Raw genomic sequence first — 24,334 nt, forward strand, 5'->3', positions numbered from 1 at the left:
AAAATATTATTATTAATATACTATGGAACAAAATAAAGGTTTAAAAGACGCAATTACAATGAAAGCCAATACATTAACATTTTTAAAATCTTTAAGTGCTGATGTAAATGACCAGATGTTATATAAAAACTTCATTTCAAACTTTACAATTGTTAGTATCGACCAAAATAATCATGTCAAAATACAAACTTGATTACAAAAACCAAGCCTTGAAATTGTTGTTAAAATGCTTGATGCCAATATTTTAAAAGCACTTGAAGAAACATTCGAAAAGCGTTGTAGTTATGAATTTATACATGTGGTAAATCCAAAATTAAAAACCACAAAATCTTCTTCAACTAAAACAAACTCAAAAGTTATACAACAAGAAGTTAAACTTGGTGTTGATATAAATAAAGAATTAACTTTTGATAACTATGTAGAAAGCAATTTTAATAAGGATGCAATTAAATTAGCAAATTATTTAATTAAAGGTGGAATAGAATACAATCCAATATTTATTTATGCTAAAAGCGGGTTAGGGAAAACACACTTGCTACATGCTATTGGTAACAAATTACAAGAACAAGGCAAAAGTGTAAAATACATAAATCCGAGTATATATGCAAGAGATATTTCTTTTTATTTACAAGAAAATGACCAAGCAAAATTAAAGAGAATAAAAGATGAGTTTGATAATGCAGACTATTTAATGTTTGATGATTTTCAAAGTTATGGGGTTGGCAATAAAAAAGCAACAATTCAAACTATTTATAATATTTTAGATTTTAGATTAAATAATGATAAAATCACTATATTTTGTTCAGATAAGCCTATAAATAACTTAAATGCAATGTTTGATGAGCGTTTAGTTTCAAGACTTTTTATGGGACTTCAACTTGAAATTAAACAACCACAACAAGAAGATTTATTAAGAGTTCTTGATTATATGCTTGACATAAATCAAATGCAACCAGAGGCATGAGAAAAAGAAGCAAAGAATTTTATAACAAGAAATTACTCGACTTCAATAAGAACACTTATTGGTGCTATTACTAGATTAAAATTCTATCGTGCTGAAATGAGTAGAACTAACTCAAAATATACTGTTGCTGTTGTAAATTCAATACTAAAAGACATGCAACAAACAAAAGAAAATATTACACCTGATTCCATTATCGAATATGTCGCAAAATATTACAAAATACCAAAAAAAGAAATCCTTGGTAAAGGAAGACAAAAAGATGTTGTTTTAGCAAGACATATTGCTATTTATGTAATAAGAAACCAACTCGAAATTCCACTTGAACAGATTGGCCAAATTTTTGGTAATAGAGACCATTCGACAATAATTAATGCTATTAAAAAAATTGAAACAGAAAGCGATATGCCTGATAAAACAATAAAAAGAACTATATCAATGATTAGTGATGATATCTACAAATTAAAATAGTTATTCACTGCTTATTAACATTTAAAAAAATAAAAAAGTTAAAAAATATAATAAAAAAAGTTAAAAATTTGCTTTTTTATAAGTTTTCCACAAAATAACAAAACATATTATTAATATATTTAAAAGGAGTTTTTATGAAATTTCACATTAAAAAACAGTTGTTAGATGAAACACTAGAAATAGTAACAAAATATTCTGATCCTATAAATTCACTTTATGGTTTTAGGTGTATATTAATTAAAGTAGAAAATGAAAAAATTACGTTTTCAGCTTCAAATGGTGTTATAAATATTATTAAATCATTAGATGTAGATGATGTTAATATAAAAATAGAAGAAACAGGAATGTTTTTAATACAAGCAAATATTTTTAAGAATGTTATTAAAAAATTAAGTGGGATGATAACTCTTAACCAAGAATTTTCTACAAGATTAGAAATATCACAAAGAAATTCAAATTATAAATTAACAACAAATCCTATAAGTTCATTTCCTGAAATAGAAGAAAATATAAATTTGAAAAAAATTGAAATAGACACTAACGAATTTAGAAAAGCTATAAAATCAACGATATTTGCAGTTAGCCAAGATTCTTCGCTTGTTTATAAATGTATTAATTTTAAATTTAAAGATAATAAATTAAATTTGACAGCAACAGATGCAGCAAGACTTTCTTATTATTCAATGAATTTAAATAATTATCAATACTCAAATGAAGAATTTTCAGTTAATAGTAAAGATGTAAAAGATTTAATACCAGCAGATGCACCTAAAAAAATTACTTTTTTCTTTAATAGAATAAAAATGGGAATTGAATATAAAAATACAGTAATTACTTCAAGAATTGTTGATTTACCTTACCCTGATATTGAAAGTTTATTTACTTCAATGGATATTGAAAATAAATTGTTTATTAAAAAAGAAGAAATTAATGATTTAATAAATAAAGTTTGGCTTGGTACCTCAGATAAACAAAACAGACTTGAATTTACAATAAATAAAAGTGAAATATCTGTATTAAATAAATTAGATGAAATTAGTATATCAGTTGCAAAAACACAAAACTTTAAATTTGAAGGAAAAGCATTCGAATTTGATATTAATTATCATTTTTTAAAAGATGCTCTAAGTGTTTTTGAAGGAGATGTTTTAATTTTATTTGATAAAAATATACAAAAAATTCTTATTGCTTCTGATTCAAATAAAGAATCAAAACAATTAGTTACCCCAATGAGAAGATAATATGAATAATGAAATTTTTTTAAAAGATGAATATATAACAATAGGCCAATTATTAAAAAAAATAGGTTTAATAGATACAGGGGGACAAGCAAAAGCATACTTAATATCTACAAAAATATTAATAAATGATAAAAAACCAAAAGGAAGAAGTGCAAAAGTAAAAATTGGCGACATTGTATGAGTTAATAATAAAGTGTTTGTTATTAAGAAATTAGAGAATCAATATGAAAAATAAATTTGTTCATTTAATACCTTTTGATTTAGGGATTGTGTTTGAAGATGATATTTTATTTGATAAAAAATATCACAAAAATTAAAAAGTGTTTTTGTAGAAAAGATAAGTAATGAATATAAAGAAAAAACAAATTTAATATTAGAAAAAGAAAATATTATTGTTAAAGAAATATATAAAGACAAAATTTTTCTAGCAATTAATAAAAACGGTGTTGGTTGCTTTATAGTTAATGATTTTGAAAAAGAATTTTTAACACAAGAACAAAGAACAAAAGTAGAAAATTTGGATTCTTTTGTTTTTTGACAAAAGAAAACATCTCAATATAATTTTTTAAAAAACCAAAATTTTAAAAGCGAATTAAAAGATGCAATTATTCAAGCAAGAAACAAAATTTTAAAAATTGTTTCAGAAATAAAAGGATTTAAAGAAAGAAAAGTCAAAAGAGAAACCAATTCAACAAATTATAAACATAATGGTTTTTCTTATGTTATGACATTGGTTCTTTCTGATAAATCAATTCAGCATTTTGATGGCAATATTGATTCAAGTTTGGAAAAGTGAATAAAAATCGAAGATTTTGAAGGAATAAAAGGTTCTAAAAGCGATATTATTTGTTCATGATCAGTTGTTTCAATTACCAATTCATATAATTTTGAATCTCTGGTTGAAGAAATGAATAATAACGAAAATTTAAAATCGCTGATAGAATGTGAATTATGAATACAAAATAGATGATTTTTAATTGATGCAACACTAGAAAATGTAAAAAATAAACTTAATAAAATTAAACAAAATTTTTATAATGAAACACTTCTAAAAATAATTGATACTGAATTGCAAACTGATTTTTCTGCAAATATGGGAACTTTTAAAAACAAAATAATTGTTGCGTTAAAGAAAACAAGCGGTATTTTGAATCATTCAAAATCTATTATTGAAAAAAGCAAAAAAAGATTTTCAATTTTTCTTAAAACAATAACAACTTTTCTTAGTGTTGGTTTTTCAATATTAAAAATTATTGAGGTTTGAAGACAAAACAAAAACACTGTCGTAGATATTGCAACACTTATACTTATTTTAGGAGTTACTGTTATTGTTATTTTCTATATTGTTTTTGAAGCAATAAAGAATAGGAGAAAATAATGAAAAATAAAATTCTTTTAATTATTGATGTACAAAAAGGTTTTTGTCGATACAACAACACACAAAAAAATCACAAAAAATTGTAAAATTATCAAACAACAATTATTTTGATATAAAGGTTGCTTCACAATTTATTAATAATGAAAATTCCCCGTATGAAGAAATTTTAAAATGAACAAAATTAAGAAATAAAGATGAAATTGATTTGGTGTCAGGTTTAAAATTTGATGCTATTATCAGAAAAAATACCTACACATTTTGAACTTCTGAATTAAAGGAAAAATTAAAGAAATTAAATAATGGTGAATTACCAAAAGAAATTTATCTTTGTGGTATTGACACAGATTGTTGCGTTTTAAAAACAGCAGTTGATATTTTTGAAAATAACATTAGACCGATTGTCATCAAAGACTTTTGTGCTTCAAATGGTGGAATAAAACAACACAATGCGGGATTAAAAGTTTTAGAAAGACTTATAGGTAAAAATAACATAATTAATTTTGCAGACATATTAAGGAGCGAAAACTAAAAAGTGGCAAGGCCACTTTTAATTTTGGGATTTAATATTGTCCTAAATATCATTCGAAAGTTTTATATTCGTCATCATCACCGGATAATGTTGGATAATTATAAGATGAAAATGCAACCTTAGTTGTTTTTCGACCAATAATTCTAAATTTTGTTGATAAAGTTTTCTTATTTTCATTTTTTGTTATTTTAAGATGCCAACTTAATTTTTGATAATTTGAGAATTTTTCGCCTACAACATGGTTTTCAATTAATTCATTAAATTTCTCTAGTGTGTCAGCTTTATTATCTTGTGATAAGAAATCAAAAGCAAATGTATAATTCAATTCTTCTTGTAAGTCCATTGTGTTTGAACCAAACTTCTTAAGTCCTTGTCCAATAAAACAAAGGAATTTACCACCGGTAATACCAGGGGCTTGATACGATTTCATACTTGTTAGTGTTTTTTTATCAAGTTGATTGAATAAAATTTTATTTTTTGCAAGATAAACAATTAATTTCATTTTGCTATCAAGTGTCATATTTTCTGAACCCGCTTTTAGATTTTTATTAAAACCATCTAAATCAATTTCTTTTGTTTTAGTTGTTGAATCAAGTGAAGCAGTTAATTCTATTTTCAATTTGCCTGTTGCAATATCAGGTGTTAATTTTGAAACATTAACATTAATAGTCGAATTATGTTTTTGTAGTGCTTCAAATCCACTAAGCATTATTTCTTTTTCTGTAATATATGAAGATAAGAAGTATTTTTTGTCAAGTTCAATATTTTGTTTCTTCAACATAACTTTTGTTGCAGAGAAAATTGAATCAAATGTTATGGTTTCTTTTTTAAATCCATCAATAGTTTGAACTATGTTTAAAATTTCGCTTCCTTTTGTAAATTTTATGTTAAATGTAACTGTACCATTGTAGTTGTCAAAACTTTGTATAGATTTTTCTACTGTAATACCTTTGGTTGAAAAATCAAAGTCAGTATGTGTCGTTTTGTCCTTTATTTTTAATTGTTCAGCATCCTTAAATTCTTTTGCCTCTTTACTCTTGAATGTATCATCAACAGAAAATTCCATATTTTGGATTTCTTGTGCGAGGTCACTTAATTTAAAACCTGTAATTTGGATTGTGACCGGTTCACTAATTAGATCTCTAATCTTTTTATTTCTTAATTGAACTGAAAAGGTAATTTTATCTGTGCCTTTCAGCATATCTTTAATAACAACTTCATATTCAGGTCCAAAATTAGGTTTTGTAATACCATCCATTGTTGCACTTGAAGTTACTATATTATTTTTATTTGTGTAATCAAACTCATCTTTTTTAGAAATTAACAACTCTTTTAGTTCTGCTTGAGTTTTAATTTTTGCCAATTTAATCTTTGTTTCTTCATAATGGTATATAGGTTTACCAGCGATTATATAACCTAACGTAAAACTTAAAAAATAATTATCTTGATCTTTTGTAAAAATAATCTTATTTTTTGATGAAGCTTCTTTTGTTGAAAAAGTTTGAGCTGTAATTTTATGGTTAAATAGTGTTAAACCTTGTTTTTCTTTTTTAATTGTTCCTAGTGCCGTTCCAAAGTTAGGCTTTGATGAAAAGACTAATTCACTGTTATTTTCAAGTGAGTTTAAAATATTAATTACTTCAAGATTTTCAATAACTTTTGTATCATTAAGAACTTTTAGAGATTGAACGATAGTTTTGTGTGTTTTTTGAACATTAAGAGAAAATGTTTTACTATATGTTTTATTTTGAAACTCGAATTCAACTTTAATATTTCTTTTACCTACTTGAACTTCATCAAGATTATTTGGTTCACTATTAACAAATTTATATTTTATATTTGTGAACAGTGAACTATTTTTTAAACCAGTAAGTTTAACTTTGTTTATATCAATATCATAAGCGTTAATCTTATCAATATCACCCTCATAAGTTAATTTAGCATTTGCTAATTCATCGTCGAGATTAACATCATTTGTAGTTTTATAAACAACTTCTGTACTTGCTTCTTTATTAAGTTTATTATTATAAATGTTTTTGTGTTCAATACGGTATTTGAGTTTTAGTTTGTTTGTATTTGTTATTTCTTCAACAGACACAAAAACAACTTTAATAAAGTAAGGTAGTGAAACAACTTTAATGGTATTATATTCACCCATAGCATTATCTAATAAATCTGTTTTGAATTCTTCTTTGGTAAATTCGCCATTTTGAATAATGCTTATTTTTTGTAAAATATTTTCTAATTCATTATCACTTATTCTAAAGTTTTCAAGTGTAAATTTTTTAGTTGAACTCAATTCATTTGTATATTTATTTTTGAGTTTTATACTAAATTTATATTCGTTAATTGTCCTGCTGATTTCTTCGAATTCAACTGTTTCATAGATTTTTTTGTCAAAATTGCTAAAAGCAACTAACGAGCTATTAACATCTTTTGAATATAACTCATGTTGTTTCTTTACACTTGCACTTAGTTTATTTAATTCTTCGTCAATATTAGAAAATTTTTTAGTTTTTACATTTACTGTCTTGTGTTCTGATTTGTTTGTATCCTTAGATTTATCAACAACAAAAAATGTAACATCGACACTAATATGATCACTATTTTCAACAATTGAAACAAGTTTAAATTCAACTTTTGGATCTAAGTTTGCAATTTGTAATCCTTCAATTTTTTGTTCTACAACCTCAAATGCATATAGATTAGGTTTTGCTGATATCTTTACAATATCTCTTAAATTATTAAACTGTTCATTTGGAGATATAAGTATTACATCTGACAAGTTATTTTGATTGTTCACATCTTTAACCTGATAAGAAATAGTAATTTTATTTTGTGCAGCAATTGAAATATCATTAAAAACCAATTGAACTCTTGAATCTAGATTGGTTATATTAAAAGCATTCTCTTTTTGTGAAAGTATTTGTTCCTTTGTTAGGTTGGCTTTTAATTCGAATTTTATTTGCTTTGCTAATGTATTAAGTTCATCTTTGCTTAATTCATGCTTTTGTGGTTTTACTTCTGTACCACATGAAGAAGCGACAACAGGTAGGCTTGTTAGTCCGCCAATAAATGGAGCAAAAATTAATGCCTTTTTTCTATTCTTTTTCATTTATCTCTTCCTTTTTATATCTTTTAGATATAACTAAATTATATTAAATCTAATGATTTGATATTAAGATTCTTTTTTAGTAACAAAAAGCAAAAAGTGGCAAACGCCACTTTTATATTAGTATGAACCAAGTTCTCAAGTAAATACTTCGCTTGTTTCTTCTGTTGTTGGAGTATATGTTTTCAATTCATCTTCTGTTTTTTTTGTATTTCTACTTATGATAATAAATTTAACATTTATTTTCTTTTCTTGTGAGTTTCCTAAAGCGGTAAGGTGTCATGTTCTAGGTGAGAAAGCTGAAAATGTTGAACCCACTACATAAGTTTTGACTAACGAGTCAAATTTTTCTGTTTCATCTGTTTCTGCATCATTTTTAATAAAATCAAAAATATAGCTATATTTGAAATCATCTTCAAATGTAAATGGACTAGGACTATATTTTTTTAAACCATATTGAATGTAACTTTTTGGTATTGAACTAGTTAAAGGTCTAATGCTTTTTATGATTTTAATCATAGAGTCTTCTAATTTTGCAAAAAGAAGATTATTTTTTGCTAGATAAACAAGAAGTTTCATTTTGGCAGCAAATTCCATATTTTGAGTACTTGTTTTTAGACTCTTGCTAAAACCATTGATTGTATATTCTTTCGTTTCAGTTTTTGAATCTAAAGTAAATGTCACAGTAATCTTAATAGTTCCATTTGATACATCGCTAGTTAGAGATGTAACTTCTGCTTTAATTGTTGAATTATATTTTTGGAATTTTTCAAAACCGGAAATTGAAATTTCGCTTTTTGTTATGTATGATGCTAAGAAGTAAGAAGCATCCAATTTAACATTATTTTTTACTAATTCAACTTTTGTGTTTTCTTTAATTTTTTCTAATGTAATTTCTTCGACTTTAAAACCTGAAACAATGTGACCAATATTGACAATTTCATCATTTTTTGTAAATTTTAAATTAAATGTAACAGTACCAGCATAATTATCAAAACTTGTTATTGTTTTTTCAACTGTTATACCTTTTGAAGTTAAGTTAATTTCTGAATTTGTGGTTTTGTCCTTAATCTTCAAGTTTGATACATCTGTAAAGTCTTTTGCTTCACTAGATTTAAATGAATCTTCAATTGTGAAGTTCATTTTTTCTATTTCGCCCATAAGCTGACTAGCTTTAAAACCAGTAATTTCAATTTTAATCGCATTACTAATTAAGTTATTAATCTTTTTACTTTTTAGTTGAGCATTAAATGTTAATTTGTCATTGCCTCTTGTTAATTCAGTGATAACAACTTCATAACCATCTCCAAAGTCAGGTTTGATTATTCCATCAACTGTTGCATCTGTAACATATGTTGTTGCTTTGTTTTTGTAATCAAATTCAGCTTTCTTTTGTTCAAGCAATGTTTTTAAGTCTTCTTTTTTTACTAATTTAGGTAATGTTACTGTTGTTGTTTCATAATGATATGTTGCAACATTGCTAAGAACATATCCTAACGTAAATGTTAAATAATAATTGTTTGTATCTTTTTTAAAAATAACCTTATTTTTAGATAATAAATCCTTTTTTGAAAAGGCTAATGCAATTAGTTTGTGATTAAATAATACTTTGCCACTTGTTGTTTTTATAGTACCAAATTGTTTTCTAAAACCTTTTGCATCATAAATAAGTTCTGTATTATCTGTAAGTTTTTCTAGCTCATCGATAACATCTGCATTTTCAAAAATGCTTATACTATTAAGATTTTTTAGAGATGAATTTATATTTTTGTGTGATTTTTGAACTTTTAGTTCTAAAACTCTTGTGTGTTGTTTTCCTTTAAAATTAAATGTAACTTCTATTTTTCTAGTTCCGTTTTGAACTTCATCACGGTCATCAGGTTTTGTTTTGACAAAACTTAAATTAATGTTGCTTAATTCATTCTCATTCTTTAGACCTGTTAATTTAATTTTATTTATTTCAACATCATATGCATTTACTTTTTCAATACCGCCTTCATATGTGAGTGTAGCATTTTCAAAAATTCCTTCAATATCAATAGTGCCTTGGCTCACATATGTAACTTTTATCGTTTTCGTTTTAGTTGAATGATTATTTGGAATATTTTTCTTAGAAATTTTGTATTCAACCACCAATTTATTTGGTTCTTGTGAATCTCTTGTTGAAATAAAGTCTACTTTTGTATTATCTGAAAGACCACTAATTGTTACTGTTTTATATATACCATTTGGGTTATTCAATAAATCTGATTCAAATTCTTCTTTAGTGTGTGAGCTGTTTTGTTGAATTGAAACACTTTCCAAAATTTGATTTAGTTCTTCAGTAGATAATGCTAATTCATTAAATGTGAATTCTTTCTTTTCACTCTTTTCTTTTGTATATTTGTTTTGTAGTTTAAATTCAAATTTATAGTTATCTTTTTCCTTTGTTTTTTCTTCAAAATCAACTATTTCAAAGACTTTGTTGTCAAAATTACTAAAAGTGATTTTATCCTTACTCATTTCACTTCAAGGTGTATTACTAATGTCTGTAACATTTGCACTTACATTTGTTAATTCTTCAACAATGCTTGGAAATTCTTTAGCTTTTATTTTTATTGTTCTAGGTTCCGATTCATTTGTAGTTTTTGACTTGTCAACAATAGAAAATGTAACATTAACACTAATATAATCACTATTTTCAACAACTGAAATAAGTTTAAATTCAACTTTTGGATCAATATTTTTAATTTCTAAACCATCGGTTTTTTTCTCTACAAGCTCAAATGCATATAAATTAGGTTTTGCTTTTATTTCTATTACATCTCTTAAATGGTTTAATTGATTAAATGTTGTAAGGTCTATTAATTTCAATTCATCATTTATTATCACATCTGATAAGTTATTTTGATTAGTTTTGTCCTTAACTTGATAAGAAATAATAATTTTATTTTGTGCATCAATTGAAATATCTTTAAAAACCAATTGAACTCTTGAATCTAGGTTAGTTATATTAAAAGCATTTTCTTTTTGTGAAAGTATTTGTTCCTTTGTTAGGTCGGCTATTAATTCGAATTTAATTTGTTTGGCCAATGTATTAAGTTCATCTTTGCTTAATTCATGCTTTTGCGGTTTTACTTCTGTACCACACGAAGAAGCAATAAGCGGTAAATTTACTATTGCACCTGCTAATGGCAATAAAGCTAATGCCTTCTTTCTATTCTTTTTCATTTATCTCTTCCTTTTATATCTTTTAGATATAACTAAATTATATAAAAATGCAAAATAAAAATAAACCCAATGGTTTATTTGTGATATCTAGTTTTTGTATTTGTTTTTTCCAACTTGAACTTCAACATTTGTTTCAATTTCAATTTTTCTTGTCTTAATATTGCTTGCATTTAAGATGTGTCTTGCTATTTCTGCATCTTCTGTATCGTGATATTTGTCATCTTCATAAACAACTTCGCTAATACCTGACTGTGCAATTGTCTTAGCACAACTTGAACAAGGGTAAAGTGAAGTAAAAATTGTACAACCATCAAGATTATTATTTGTATTTAATATTGCATTCATTTCAGCATGAACAACATAAGCATATTTTGTTTCTTTTGGGCTTTCACCTTCGCGGTCTCATGGAAATTCATCATCAATACCTTTTGGCATTCCATTATAACCAAGTGCAATAATTCTTTTGTGTTCATTTACAATGCAAGCGCCAACTTTTGTTGAAGGATCTTTAGATCTCAATGCAGACACTTTAGCTAATGCCATAAAGTATCCATCTCAATATAACGATTTATTTTTCATGTGTTTAATTATACTTTTAATGGCGAAAAAATAAAATTTAGTGGCAAAAGTGAAAAAAATTAAAAATTTTTAAAACATATCAAAAAACCAAAACAACTATAAAACAGTTGTTTTGGTAAAAAATTTACAATTAACAGGATTGTTGATGCATTAAGAAAGATAAAAGCAGTACTTATCGATAGTTTAAACACGAGAGAAGAAACTTTTTTAAGAGTTAGAAATCCAGAATATTACACAAATTTAAGTAAAACATTAGGATATCAAAATATCCCTAAACGGGGTAAAGTTGATGAATTAGGTCCATTTTACTAGAATCAAAATAATATACTTACCATAAAAACCTATTTTATAGGCATTTATAAAAAATCAAATTTCAAACTGTCAAAATCAAGAGCACATTCATCAGTTTTTTGAATCAAAACAGGATTTGATAGAAATGAATTTCTCGCCTTTTTTTCGAAATTTGTTGATTTATCTAATTTTCAAATTTGGTTTCTTAATTTTTTAATTTCTTCATTGCTTAATTCTTTTTTTAAAAATATCATTGGTATAAATTAGCAACCTTTTCAGTAAAATATTTTTTCAATGAATGAATAATTATTTTGGAATACTAATTGCAAATTATGGGAAATTGATACTATATTTGTTTGCATCTGTTAAATATACTAACCTAATATAGCGAATGATTAAATCTTACTTGAGTATTGCGTTTGCTTATATTATCAACAAAAAAATCAAAAGATAAAAAAATTAATTTAGTATCAATTTTTATAAAAAGTAAACCTTTGTCAATAACTTAAATAAAAAAAATAGTAAACCGCTGTTTACTATAGTAAATCTTTAATTTGTTCCATTTTATTTAGGAAGAGTTCTTTGGTTTCCTTAGGGCATTCAACAGCAACATTAGCAAAAGCTTCTGGTCCTGTATGAATAGCAACAACTGGAGCTAGTCAACCAACAAAAGGTTCTTGCTTATACTGAATTCTAAATTCTTCAATATATTTTTCTTGTTCTTCTTGTGAAGCACCGGTGTGAACATAAGCAGAAATTAGTTCATTGTCTTTATTTTCAAGTTTAAAATCTTTTGCCTTAGAAGCAATATTTTTGATTGTACTTTTAGCAAAAACACGCCCCACGCCCTCTTTTTTTAATTCTCCCCTATCAACAGAAATCAATGGCACAATTTTAAATAGTTTTGCAATTGCAGCAGCTGCAGGGTGTAATCTACCACCTTTTACTAAATAATCATTGTATTTAGGTATAAGTGTAATTGATTTATGAAAACTACCGTCTTCAATAAACTTAATATATTCTTCAAATTTTGATGGATCTTTAGCCATTTGTTGTTCAAATCAAATTAAATCCAAAACAATAAGTTGAACAATTTCAATTGATTTAATGGCTCTTAATTTTGGAAATTCTTCTTCCATTGTTTTAGAAGTCTGATATGTACTTGACAAATGATGTGAAATAGGATAAAAAATTATTTTGTCATATTCCTTAGATAATTTTTCAAAAAGTTCACTTGTTTTAGCTAAATTAATAACTGATGTTTTAACTTTAGCTTTTTTTGTATAGTAATTAAACAAATTAGATGTGTTGATATCAACACCATCTTCAAATTCTTTATCATCCACGTTTATGTGAAGTGGAGTATAAAATCATCCAAGAGCTTCGGCTTGTTTTTTAGTCAAAGCACAAGATGAGTCAACAACTATTGCATATTTCATGCTTTCTATTATATAATAAAATAACTTTACATAGGGCAAAATTTGAAAGAAGAAGGACCTAAAAAAGAAAACACCCATAAAAATAGGTGTTTTGGTAAATTCGAGTTTTAGAATATTGAAATTCTAAAACTAGCAAACTTTTTACTTATTTTACTTTTGCTATTGCTTCTTTTATAGTAGAAACCTCTTTAGACAAATTATTTTTGGCTGTTTCCATACTTTCTTTTGTTGCATCACTATTATTTAATTCAGTTGTAGCATTAGCGATTGCTTTTTCTAATTTTTCAGTTGGAATATTGCTGTGTTTACTTTTTACTGTTTCTTTTAGTGAATTAGCTTCTATTATCATGGCGGTAAGTTCTTGTTTAAGTTTACCAAGTTCTTTATTTTTTATTTCGATAAGTTTCTTAAATTTTACTGATAATAAATAGTATGTGTTTTCATAAAAAACATCAAGAGTTTTATTTTTGTCAGCATTTTTGAATATTTCATAAATTTGATTTTTGACATCGGTATAGGAACCACCGATCAACGGCTTCATTCTTTCTTCTACTATTGCCTTAATTGATTCATACTTAGTATGTATTTTTTGGCTAATTTGTGTAATTTGTTGCTCAAACAATGTAGTTTTTTCACTAATTTGTTTATTTATTGTGTTAGTATCTTTTATTAAATTATCAGTATCTTTGATAATTGTTTCAATAGCAGATTTATCAACATTTAAATCTAAATTGTCATCAACAGGCTTTTCAGATAAAAGTTTAAAAAATTTAAGAATATTTTTTTTGGATTCTTCATATTTTGCAATTGAATTTTTTCCTTCATTCTTTAATTTTTCATAAGTATTTTCTAAATTATTTATTGCTTCTTTAATTTCTGTTTCAAATTGTGTCAATTCATTTAAGGAAGCATTTTGCTTATTTAAAAATGTTTCAATTTTTAAAACAATTTGGTCGGCTGTTTTGTTTAATTCTTCGTAATCTTTTTCAGCATATTTTGTCTTATTTGTTTTTAAAGTTTTTAACAATTCTTTTATTTTATTATTAACATTATCAATTTTTTGTTTTTCTGTTTGTGGTTCATTTTTTGATTTTTTATCACATTGAGCTGCAATAAAAGGAAGTGTTCCAGAAATTGCTAATGGAATTAATAGTTTGTTTAATTTCATTAATTTTTTAGACATTTTTATCTCTTTCTATTTTATTCTAATAAATAAAGTATATATTATTTTAATTGATGAGAAGACAAAAAAAGAAGAGTAAGAACGACAACACGTTTTTTCTCTTCAAGCTTTTATTTTTTAATTTTAATGTGGCAATAACCGTTTGGATTTTTCTTTAAGTAATCTTGATGATAGTCTTCAGCAAGAGTGAAATTTTGAAGTTTTAAATTTTCAGTAACAATTTTCTTATTATAGTTTTTAGCTAATTCAGTTAATGTGTTGGCAATAATTTCATGTTCACTATCATCTATGTAATAAACACCATTACGGTATTGCGTGCCATAATCCTCGCCTTGATGATTATAAGCGGTTGGATCTACAACTGAGAACATTTGTTTAATAAGTTCTACAATAGACGTTTCATTTTCATCATATATAACTTTTACTGTTTCAACTGCCCCTGTTTCACCTGTGCACACTTGCTTGTAGTTTGGATTTTCAATTCTTGAGTTAGCATAACCAACAAAAGTTTTTTGAACACCCTTTAGACTATCAAAGAAGGCTTGTGTTCCTCAAAAACAACCGCCTGCAAAATATATTTCCTTCATATTTTCTCCTTTTCCTATTTGTTTAATATTTTATTAATAATTAAAAATAATGAACAGAAAAATCAAAAATCCTAAATTGTGGTAACACAAATTTAACTAATTTGAATTTTACTAATATGGCTGTTTTATAACTGTATTAGTAAAAAATTCTACTAAAAAGTGTCAAACTAAACAGAAGCCAAAAAAGTTTTAAATCAAGCATTCTGGTTAATTAGTAAATTCAAGCCAAAGAAACAAACCAGTTATTGCTTGTTTTCACAAGTTTCATATGTTCATTGCAACTTTCGGTGTTTAAAATTAAAAAAATGAACAATATGCCTATAAAATAGAAGTATTTGTAAAATTTTGTCAGTAATTTTAATAACATTTTTCGATTTTGTGTAGGGCCCAATCCAATATTCATTACAACACCGAGATTGCAAAAATTAATTGGCCCTAATTCCAAATAAACAGTATCATAAGTTTTCTAATCAAAGATTACGGTTTAGATATGGAATTTTAGAATTTCTTTGTTTATTTAACTTAATGAACCATCATAAAAAAGCATTTTAGTTTTTTTGTTTCTTAAGTGACAAAAGAAATTAAGAGGTATGGTTTAGTTTGATTTTGTATTCACTTAATTTTTGTTCAACCTCTTCCAATAAAGCATTAATTATATATAGGTAGTCATCAAAAGTTTCCATGAATTTTTTGAGTTGTTCATATTTCATTTTATTTCTACCTTGAACATTAAATTCAATTTGTTTATATTCTTCATTACTATGTGCTTTTCCAATAGTTTCAAATTCATTAAGTAATCTATTTATTTCCTCTTTTGTAAATTTCTTTTGTGCATTATAGAGGTCGGCATCAACTTTTTTAGTTATTCTTAATAATTCATCTCTTGATGAAATGTTATAACCCTTAATAGTTGCTTCGTCTTTGAAATTATTATATTCATCTGACGTATTATACATTTTCATCAGTTCTTCTTTGTTGGCTACATTTTCAATTCTTTTTTCAAACTTCTTGATGGCATCAAAAGTTTTCTTTCATTCATCAAGGTATTCATCATAATCATCTTTTAATTGCTTAAATTCTGCTTCAATCATAAGATGTAAATCTTCAAATTTTTCCTTAGATTCTTCTAATTTATTAATTAAGGCATCAACAGTTAAAGTGCCAAAGTTCTCGCTTTCATATTCAGTTTTCTTGCTAGAAAACTGATTTTTCAATTCTTTTGCTTTATTTTCAAAAAACTTTTTGTTTTCTTTTTCTTTTAATATTTTTTCACATTCGTCAATTGATTTAGTTATAGACTGAACAAAGTCGCTAATTTTCTTTTCTTTTGTTTTTGTTAGTTCTAAAGATGACTTAAGTTTGTCTAATGCTTTCTTATAGTCATCTTCTGTTTTATTGGCTTGACCTTGAATTCCTTTTATTTCATCAATTACTTTTTTAAGTGTATCTTTTAATGATTTATAAAACTTATCTTCTTTGATTTTTGAATATTCGGCTTCAACATGTTCTATTGCTTTACCTAATTCTTCTTTGGCAATTACGACCTTTATACTTGAAATTTCTTTATGAATATCACTCTTGGCGGTTGCTATACTTTCTTCTGTTGCATTAACATTGTTTATTTCAGTTTTAGCTTTATTAATCGCTGTCTCTAGGTTTGTAGTTGAGACATTAGGAAATTTAGTATTTACCTGTTTTTTTAATAAAGTGGCTTCTGTTACCAAATTGATTAGTTCAATTTTTGTTGGATCGAAATGTTTCTTTTCCTCTTCAAGTAATTCTTTGAATTTTACAGATAATGAATAATAAATATTTTCATAAAAAGAAGGCAGTGATGCATTCTTACTTTCATTATTGAATATTTCTTCAATTTGCTTCTTAATATCAGTGTAAGCATTATCAACCAAAAGGCCCATTTTGTTTTGAACTTTCATCTTAAACTCGTTATATTCAGCATGTACTTTTTCGTTAATTTGTGCAATTTGTTGTTCTAATAATGAGACTTTTTCACTGATTTGTTGGTTTAAAAAGTTATTATCCTTTATTAATTTATCAGCATCATTAGTAATAGATTCGACTTTTGTTTTGTCGGTACTAAAATCCAAGATACCTTCAATTGGTTTGCTGGTTAAAAGATTAAAAAATGAAATTAGTAAATTCTTAGTCTTTTCATATTTAGCAATTATTTCTTCTCTTTCATTTTTTAGTTTGTTGTAAATGTTTTCTAATCTAGCAATTTCTTGTTTTACTTCTTTTTCCAATTGTGCTAATTCGTTCAAATTAACATTCTGCTTATTTAATGTGGCATTAATTTTTGAAACAATTTGTTCAACATTTTTGCTTAATTCTTCATAAGTTTTACTAACATATTTAGTTTTGTTAGTTTGAAGAATTTTTAATAATTCCTTTATTTTAGTTTTTGCACTTTCAATTTTTTGTGCCTTGGTCTGTGGTTCATTTTTTGATTTTTTATCACATTGAGCAGCAACAAAAGGAAGTGCTCCTGAAACCACTAATGTAGGTATTAATAATTTGTTAAATTTTCTTAATTTCATAGACATTTTTACCCCTTCTTATAATAAAGTATATATTATTTTAAAAATACTTGTATATTGACTAATTTTATAAAATACAAAAACAAAATCTTGATATGAAAAAAGAGAAAAAAATATTAAAATTGTCATCAAGTAAAAGGGCTATTATAACACATCCACAAAAAGTACAAAAAACCAAAACACCTATAAAAAAGGTGTTTTGGTAAATTTGAATTTTTGAATTGTCAAAGCAGATTATATAGTTTTATTAAGTTTTTCTTTATATTCTCTCAACTTTTGTTCAACCTCTTTTAATAAAGCTTCTAAGATGTAAAGATCTTCATCAAAATTTTTCATCAATTCTTTTAGTTCACTATAGTTCATATTGTTTCTACTTTGAACTTTAAAAATTATTTTCATGTAATCTTCATCATTGTGTTTTTTACCTTCAGTTTCAAACTCAATTAGTAATCTAGATATTTCTTCTTTTGTAAATTTCTTTTTAGCGTTATAAAAATCATTGTTAACTTTTGTGCTTATTCTTTGTAATTCTTCTTTAGAAGAAATGTTATATCCTCTAATATTTGCCTCATTTTTGAATTGATTATATTCATTTGAATTGTTATACATTTGCATTAATTCATCCTTGTTAGCAATGTTTGAAATTCTTTCTTCAAACTTTTTAATTGAATTATTAATTTTTTCTCACTCATCAAGATACTCATCATATTCATCTTTTATTTGTTTAAGTTCAGAATCAATTGATAGATAAAGATTTTCAATTGAATCTTGATAGTCTTCCAGTTTGTTGATTACGGCATCAAAAGGCATATTATTAAATGTTTCGTTTTCATATTCGGTTTTTTTGTTAGATAATTGATTTTTTAATTCTGCTACCTTATTTTCAAAAAGTTTCTTGTTTTCTTTTTCGCTCAGCGATTTTTGGCTTTCGTTTAACGATTTAGTTATAGACTGAACAAAGCCAGCAATTTTCTTCTCATTTGTTTTTGTCGCTTCAAAACTTGATTTAAGTTTGGTTAATGCTTGCTTATATTCTGCTTCACTCTTATTTGTTTGGCTTTGAATTGCTTTTGCTTTTTCAATTACCTCTTTAAGTGAACTTTTTAATGATTTATAAAACTTTTCATCACTAATCTTAGAATATTCAGATTCAACATTCTTAATTTCATTACCTAGTTCTTCTTTTGCAATAGCGACTTTTACAATAGAGATCTCCTTGAGAAGATTATTTTTAACAGTTTCTATACTTTCTTTTGATGCTTCATTGTTATTCAATTCTACTGTAGCATTACTAATAGCAGTTTCAAGGTTTGTTGTTGATATATTAGCAAATTTATTATTTACCATTTCCTTTAATGTTACAGCTTGTAATATTAATGTGCCAAGTTCAGTTTTTAATTGTTTGAATTGGTTCTTTTTTATTTCAAGAAGTTCCTTAAATTTTACTGATAATAAATAATAAGTATTTTCATAGAAAGAAACAAGCATATTATTGTTTTCAGCATTTTTTAATATTTCTGTAATTTGATTCTTAATAGTAGTATAAGAACTATCAGTTAGCTGTTTCAATTTATCTTCAACTATTGTTTTGATCAAATTATAACTAGTTCGAAGTTTATTGTTAATTTGCAATATTTGTTGCTCTAACAAAGTATTCTTTTCACTAATTTGCCGGTTTAATGTGTTAAGGTCTTTTATCAATTTATCAGTGTCGTTGATAATTGACTCCACTGCAGATTTTTCAACACTTCAATCTAGATTATCTTCAACAGGCTTCTCAGTTAAAAGTTTAAAAAATGAAATTAGCAAATTTCTTGATTCATGAAATTTTGTAATTAAACCATCTCTCTCACTTTTAAGTTTATTAAAAGTATTTTCTAATTCTGCAATTTCTTGTTTAGTTTTTGTTTCGAATTGTGTTAGTTCATCCAAGGTAACATTTTGTTTATTTAATGTGGCATTAATTTTTGAAACAATTTGTTCAACATTTTTACTTAATTTTTCATAAGTTTTACCGACATATTTAGTTTTGTTAGTTTGAAGAATTTTTAATAATTCTTTTATTTTAGTTTTTGCACTTTCAATTTTTTGTGCCTCGGTTTGTGGTTCATTTTTTGATTTTTTATTACATTGAGCAGCAACAAAAGGAAGTGCACCAGAAATCACTAATGTAGGCATTAATAATTTGTTAAATTTTCTTAATTTTTTAGACATTTTTTGATCCTCTTCTTCATATAATTAAAGTATATATTATTTTATAAATACTAGAATATTGACTAATTTTAACGAGTTATGATGTCGAGCCTAAACAAAGGGTCAAATTTAGAAATCAATATTATAAAATAAACATAAAAGGCTGTTTTATAGTGATTTAGGTTAATTGATATAAATTAAGATGTAGAACGGTTTAGTTAAGTGTATATTTTCCTTTTGTAAAACTTAAACATATGAAATTTTGCAAACTTATGTATAATAATTTATATTTATTGTGCCAATTTCGCTTAGTGGTAAAGCAGCTGACTCGTAATCAGTAGCCACGAGTTCGATTCTCGTAATTGGCACCATATGAAAATAAAGGTTTTGGCTATTTTAAAAACCAAAACCTTTTTCAATTTTTAATAAGTATTTGTCTAAAAAGACTATAAAACAGACGAAAAATAAATAGATATTAATTATTTGTTAAAGTAACTTTGAGCATCAAAATTAGTTGAATCGTTCTCAGTGATTGATAAATATCTATTTGAGTTGACAAATGTATGTTTACCAAAATTATCAGTCACAACAAATTCTCAATAGTAGCAACCCGGCTCAATGTTGGCAGGTTTTATTTGGTGGCTTATTGAAGAATTATTTGCAGTGTTAAAACTTTGTTCATTAATTAATGTTTTTTGATTTTTATAGATTCTATACAACTTTGCTTTTACTGATTTTATTGATGATGTATCTCCTGAAAAACTTGTAATTGTTTGTAAATTAATAGGTTGATTAAAATTACTGCTCGTTAAATTGACATTAACATTATATCAGCCTTGGTTTGTGTCATTAATAATTGAGTCATTTCAATGTCATTTAGAATCAACATTTATCTGTGCAATATTTGAAAATAGATGTTTGTTTTTAGCAAGAGCAAAGTAGCCTTTGATTCAAACATAACCGCTTTTTTGAAGTAGTTCTCTTCTTAAGAAAAGATCATTTGCAGTTACATTTTTAAGCACAATTTTACTTTCGTCATTTAAGTTATTTGGTTTAGTTTCGCTAAAATACACATCATAATTCATATGCATATTATTATCTTTTTCTTTTAAGTGAATATAGTTACCAACTTTATAATTTAGTTTTAAACCAAAATCCCCTAAATGCTGCTTGTTGATATTAATGCTACTTGGCAGGTCAATTTGTTTATAAATTTCGACTTTGTCATATTTTGTATAAGCAATTTCAAGTAGTTTATTGTAAGCTTGGTCAATTTTGTCAGCATATGAAGTGTAAAGGTTAGTATCAAACAAATTAAAGCCTGATTCTAATGTTTTAGCTTCTATTTCTTTTCTTAAATTGTTAAATTCATCACGAGCGTTTAGTGGTAAATAAATATCTCAATCTTTTGAATCTGAATACATAAATGAACCAAAAAGCATTCTTGTTAGTTGTAGCTTATTAAGTAATGTTTCATTGTTTTTGGCTTCTTCAATGTTAGTTAGTTGAGTGTCGTTAATGATCACCTTAGTGATATCGGAGTTTGTTTTAAGCGGGTTGTCTGAACCACGTGCATCATCTAATGATTGATTGTACCTGTAGAAGACAACATTTTTATCACTTACATAAAAATCAATTGTTGAAACAGATGGGTTTAATGGTTCAAGTTCACTAGTTATATCTTTTGTGATCACATTTTGAGAACTATTTTTACTTAAATCATAAACTTTTAAATAATGCTTTTTTGTTGAGTTATCACCAAAGTAATGATAAAGGAAATTATTTTCTTGGAAAGTTAAAGAATAAAGATAATTATCTTTTAATTCAATAATTTTAGCAACTTCATCATTAGAATCAATGATGTTATCACCATCTTTAACTAGTTTAATTTTTTTATCATAAAGTGAGAATTTAAATAAGCCTGTTTTTCTCTTGTTATTTTGCTTAAAACTTGAAATTGTGTATCAACTATCCTTGTGATAGAAAAATCTTGTTAGTCCACCGCTTGAAGATTTCTCTACAAGTTCAATTCCATTATCGGTTAACATCTTATTGCTTCTATCTTCAAGAGTTGAAAAAATACTATCTTTGTAGAATGAATTATCTCCCCCATATTCAGGATCGCTTAATTTAAATCATGGCAACATATGATTAAGAACAAAATTTGAGGCTCTTATAGTGTCAGGATAAATATTATGGTCCATTAATAAACTGTTTGTACCTCATCTTGGCATTCTTGTATATTCATATTTACCTGATGCCAAACTACCACTTACTGCTTCTTCCACTTCGGTAGGATCACTAAAATATCATTTTGGCTTATCAGGATGCTTCTTAGTTCTTAAATTAACAGCTAAAATTTGATGAACACCATTATGAATTGGATAAGGGAAAGCTTGTACGCCAGCAAAGTTTAATAATAGTGCTGTTAAAGATCCATAATGATGACAAACACCTAATTTAGTCTCAATGGATTTAAAAATTCCAGTAGGCATTGAGGCCATAACATATGTGAGATAATCAGTAACATAACGTTCCGCTGCATATAGTTTATCAACATCGCTCATATGTCTTTTAATTTGTGCTAAACCATTTTTAATGAAGTTATATAACTTGATCTTTTCACTTTGATTTGATATTAATTTTGGATAGTGTCATGGACCATCCATTTTATCCATTGAATAAAGCTTGATAAATTTTCTGTTTTTATATTTTTCTTTATTTTTAATTATCCCGTCAGTTCAGTTTATTTCACTAGGAAAATCAAATGTATCTAAGTCAACATTTGTGTAAATGTAATCTATTCAAGAATCACGATATCAATTAAGCAAAGCTTCGGTCATATTGTTAGCATTAAAATATTGACTTCTCAAATTGTATGAGAGGTTACTATAATCTGAATTTAATTTTGTAACCAGATCTTGTAATTCTTTAATTTCTGCTTCATCATTGCCAATTTGTGATGTTCTAGTGTATGAAGAGTTAGTTAAACCACTAGTGTAATTTTTGTGTCCATAAAAAACAGATCTTATGTTGCTGTTTTCATCTCTGTATTTATCAAAATTAGAATAGTTATGAACATGAACTTCACGGTTTTGTGAATCTTTGTATTCATCGCTATAATCGGGAACATTTGTGTCTTTTTGTTTAATGTAGTCTGTATATGATTTAAGAGTTTCTTCTTTTGATTTGAGTGTTATTGTTTCACTGTGCTCATCTGAAACAACATTATTGTCTAAATTTTGAAATGTATAATGAACCTTAATCTTATCATCGCTAACTTTTTCAACCTTGGTGATTTTGTGAGTTGTTGAACTGTTTAGATTCTTAAAAGAGAAAAAATGGTTAGATTCATAATTTGCAATAATCTTGTCGGCATATTCATTCTCTACTAATAATATAGGCTTAGAAGCATTTGCTAATTCGTTTAACATCTTTTTAGTAGCATCTATGTCTTGTGGATTTAAATTTACAACAAGAGTAAAATGAAAATCCTTGGTTACTTTTTTATTTGAATCTAATAAAGAAGTAAGAGAGAAAGTTGCAGTTAATAATGTTCCGCTTTTTGTTAGTTTATCAAGAGAAACTTTAAATTTACTTTCATCATATGAGCTTATACTGAAAGCAGTAAGTTGTTTGCTGTTAATTTCTTCATATGTAGAATTGGCATTAACCAGCGAGACTCTTAAAGACGAGATTGCATCATTAGGAGTTAGTTCATTTTTAAATCCGTTAATAGTTTGTTCTCTTCTTGAACCTAATTTATTGTCACTGTTTCTTTTAATAGTGTAATAAATTTTAATACTTGTTGAGTCTGGATATGTGATGTTTAGATCATAAATTGAGTATTTTGTCTCATTTAAATTATAGATTTTAAAATCATTGAGACTTTTTATTGAATTATTCTTTTTAGTGTTTTTGTTTATAACATCAAATGAAACATTTTGAGTGCTATCATCAATTTCCTTGGCATGATTAGTTTTTGTTTTTGATTTAAAATTATTAAATCTTTTTGTTTGAGTTTTACTTAAATTACCAAAAATATCCCTTACTTTAAATGTTAAAGTTAAACTATTATTTATTGTATTCTTTTCAATTTTGTATTCTGTTAAATTATAGAAAGTCTTATCAAAATTAGTAAAAGAAAAATCATCTATTGAATTTATATCTTCAATAGTTTTACTATTTTCATCCGGAATACTTACCTCAATATTTGATGCATATTCATTAATATTTTTGATGTTATTTTGTTTGCTTTGACAATTACAAGAAACCAAAGGTAGTGCCAAACTAAGGCTCAATGGGACTATTGCAAATTTCAATTTTTTAATTATTTTTGTATCCTTAAAAAATTTATTTTTTAAATTATATATCTTTGACAAAAATTCAATTTCTTAACAAAAAAATAATGGTTTTATTTTATTTTGTCCACCCTGTTTTTATCTTTTATTTTGTCCATTTTTAGGTTTCAATTATTATTTTAAAAAAGGAGAATTTAAATTATGGAAAATCTTGTAATTAAAACCAGATTTCAAGCAGTTGATACAGGTAAAACAACTGATTATGAAGATAAAAAAATTTTAGATTTAAAAAATTCAACAATAT

General features: G+C 25.8%; 15 protein-coding genes and 1 tRNA gene. 6 read left to right on the forward strand and 10 right to left on the reverse strand.

Features of this window, described 5'->3' with window-relative positions; translation table 4 throughout:
• Nucleotides 1-22: 22 nt before the first annotated feature.
• The 5 genes from dnaA to NPA07_RS00025 all read left to right on the forward strand — a co-directional run bounded on the left by dnaA (nucleotide 23) and on the right by NPA07_RS00025 (nucleotide 4,580).
• Complete coding sequence (gene dnaA / locus NPA07_RS00005; RefSeq protein WP_126118205.1) at nucleotides 23-1,432, forward strand: chromosomal replication initiator protein DnaA; 1,410 nt, start codon at nucleotides 23-25, stop codon at nucleotides 1,430-1,432.
• A 134-nt stretch (nucleotides 1,433-1,566) separates the two neighbouring features.
• Nucleotides 1,567-2,673 carry a DNA polymerase III subunit beta gene (dnaN, locus tag NPA07_RS00010; protein WP_126118204.1) on the forward strand — a complete coding sequence of 369 codons (1,107 nt, stop codon included), beginning with the start codon at nucleotides 1,567-1,569 and terminating at the stop codon, nucleotides 2,671-2,673.
• A gap of 1 nt (nucleotide 2,674) precedes the next feature.
• The gene (locus NPA07_RS00015; protein ID WP_126118203.1) at nucleotides 2,675-2,908 is read left to right on the forward strand and encodes an RNA-binding S4 domain-containing protein; all 234 of its coding nucleotides are present in this window, start codon (nucleotides 2,675-2,677) and stop codon (nucleotides 2,906-2,908) included.
• A gap of 282 nt (nucleotides 2,909-3,190) precedes the next feature.
• Nucleotides 3,191-4,051 carry a hypothetical protein gene (locus tag NPA07_RS00020; protein WP_126118202.1) on the forward strand — a complete coding sequence of 287 codons (861 nt, stop codon included), beginning with the start codon at nucleotides 3,191-3,193 and terminating at the stop codon, nucleotides 4,049-4,051.
• 43 nt (nucleotides 4,052-4,094) lie between these two features.
• Nucleotides 4,095-4,580: an isochorismatase family protein gene (locus NPA07_RS00025; RefSeq protein WP_126118201.1), complete on the forward strand. Its 486-nt coding sequence runs from the start codon at nucleotides 4,095-4,097 to the stop codon at nucleotides 4,578-4,580.
• Between the two features lie 31 nt (nucleotides 4,581-4,611).
• Here the strand turns inward: NPA07_RS00025 and NPA07_RS00030 are convergent, their stop codons facing one another.
• From NPA07_RS00030 to NPA07_RS00070, 9 genes are all read right to left on the reverse strand, one after another.
• Complete coding sequence (locus NPA07_RS00030; protein ID WP_126118200.1) at nucleotides 4,612-7,695, reverse strand: lipoprotein 17-related variable surface protein; 3,084 nt, start codon at nucleotides 7,693-7,695, stop codon at nucleotides 4,612-4,614.
• A gap of 117 nt (nucleotides 7,696-7,812) precedes the next feature.
• Nucleotides 7,813-10,902: a lipoprotein 17-related variable surface protein gene (locus NPA07_RS00035; RefSeq protein ID WP_126118199.1), complete on the reverse strand. Its 3,090-nt coding sequence runs from the start codon at nucleotides 10,900-10,902 to the stop codon at nucleotides 7,813-7,815.
• 87 nt (nucleotides 10,903-10,989) lie between these two features.
• On the reverse strand, nucleotides 10,990-11,481 hold the full coding sequence (locus NPA07_RS00040) for a deoxycytidylate deaminase (protein WP_126118198.1): 492 nt from the start codon (nucleotides 11,479-11,481) through the stop codon (nucleotides 10,990-10,992).
• Between the two features lie 356 nt (nucleotides 11,482-11,837).
• The gene (locus NPA07_RS00045) at nucleotides 11,838-12,026 is read right to left on the reverse strand and encodes a hypothetical protein (RefSeq protein ID WP_126118197.1); all 189 of its coding nucleotides are present in this window, start codon (nucleotides 12,024-12,026) and stop codon (nucleotides 11,838-11,840) included.
• Nucleotides 12,027-12,308: 282 nt separating this feature from the next.
• Nucleotides 12,309-13,211 carry a DegV family protein gene (locus NPA07_RS00050; protein ID WP_126118196.1) on the reverse strand — a complete coding sequence of 301 codons (903 nt, stop codon included), beginning with the start codon at nucleotides 13,209-13,211 and terminating at the stop codon, nucleotides 12,309-12,311.
• A 145-nt stretch (nucleotides 13,212-13,356) separates the two neighbouring features.
• On the reverse strand, nucleotides 13,357-14,394 hold the full coding sequence (locus NPA07_RS00055; RefSeq protein ID WP_126118195.1) for a V-type ATP synthase subunit I domain-containing protein: 1,038 nt from the start codon (nucleotides 14,392-14,394) through the stop codon (nucleotides 13,357-13,359).
• Nucleotides 14,395-14,504: 110 nt separating this feature from the next.
• On the reverse strand, nucleotides 14,505-14,981 hold the full coding sequence (gene msrA / locus NPA07_RS00060; RefSeq protein ID WP_126118194.1) for a peptide-methionine (S)-S-oxide reductase MsrA: 477 nt from the start codon (nucleotides 14,979-14,981) through the stop codon (nucleotides 14,505-14,507).
• Nucleotides 14,982-15,562: 581 nt separating this feature from the next.
• The gene (locus NPA07_RS00065; RefSeq protein ID WP_126118193.1) at nucleotides 15,563-17,536 is read right to left on the reverse strand and encodes a hypothetical protein; all 1,974 of its coding nucleotides are present in this window, start codon (nucleotides 17,534-17,536) and stop codon (nucleotides 15,563-15,565) included.
• 234 nt (nucleotides 17,537-17,770) lie between these two features.
• Nucleotides 17,771-19,750, reverse strand: a complete 1,980-nt coding sequence (locus NPA07_RS00070; protein WP_126118192.1) for a hypothetical protein — start codon at nucleotides 19,748-19,750, stop codon at nucleotides 17,771-17,773.
• A 276-nt stretch (nucleotides 19,751-20,026) separates the two neighbouring features.
• Between NPA07_RS00070 and NPA07_RS00075 the strand changes: the two genes are divergently transcribed.
• A tRNA-Thr gene (locus tag NPA07_RS00075) sits at nucleotides 20,027-20,100 on the forward strand.
• Between the two features lie 108 nt (nucleotides 20,101-20,208).
• Here the strand turns inward: NPA07_RS00075 and NPA07_RS00080 are convergent.
• Entirely contained in the window at nucleotides 20,209-24,030 is a 3,822-nt protein-coding gene (locus NPA07_RS00080; protein WP_126118191.1) for a hypothetical protein, read from the reverse strand.
• Between the last annotated feature and the right edge of the window lie 304 nt (nucleotides 24,031-24,334).

Origin of the sequence: Mycoplasmopsis caviae, assembly GCF_024498215.1 — a bacterium.
GTDB classification, from domain to species: Bacteria; Bacillota_I; Bacilli_A; order Mycoplasmatales; family Metamycoplasmataceae; genus Mycoplasmopsis; species Mycoplasmopsis caviae.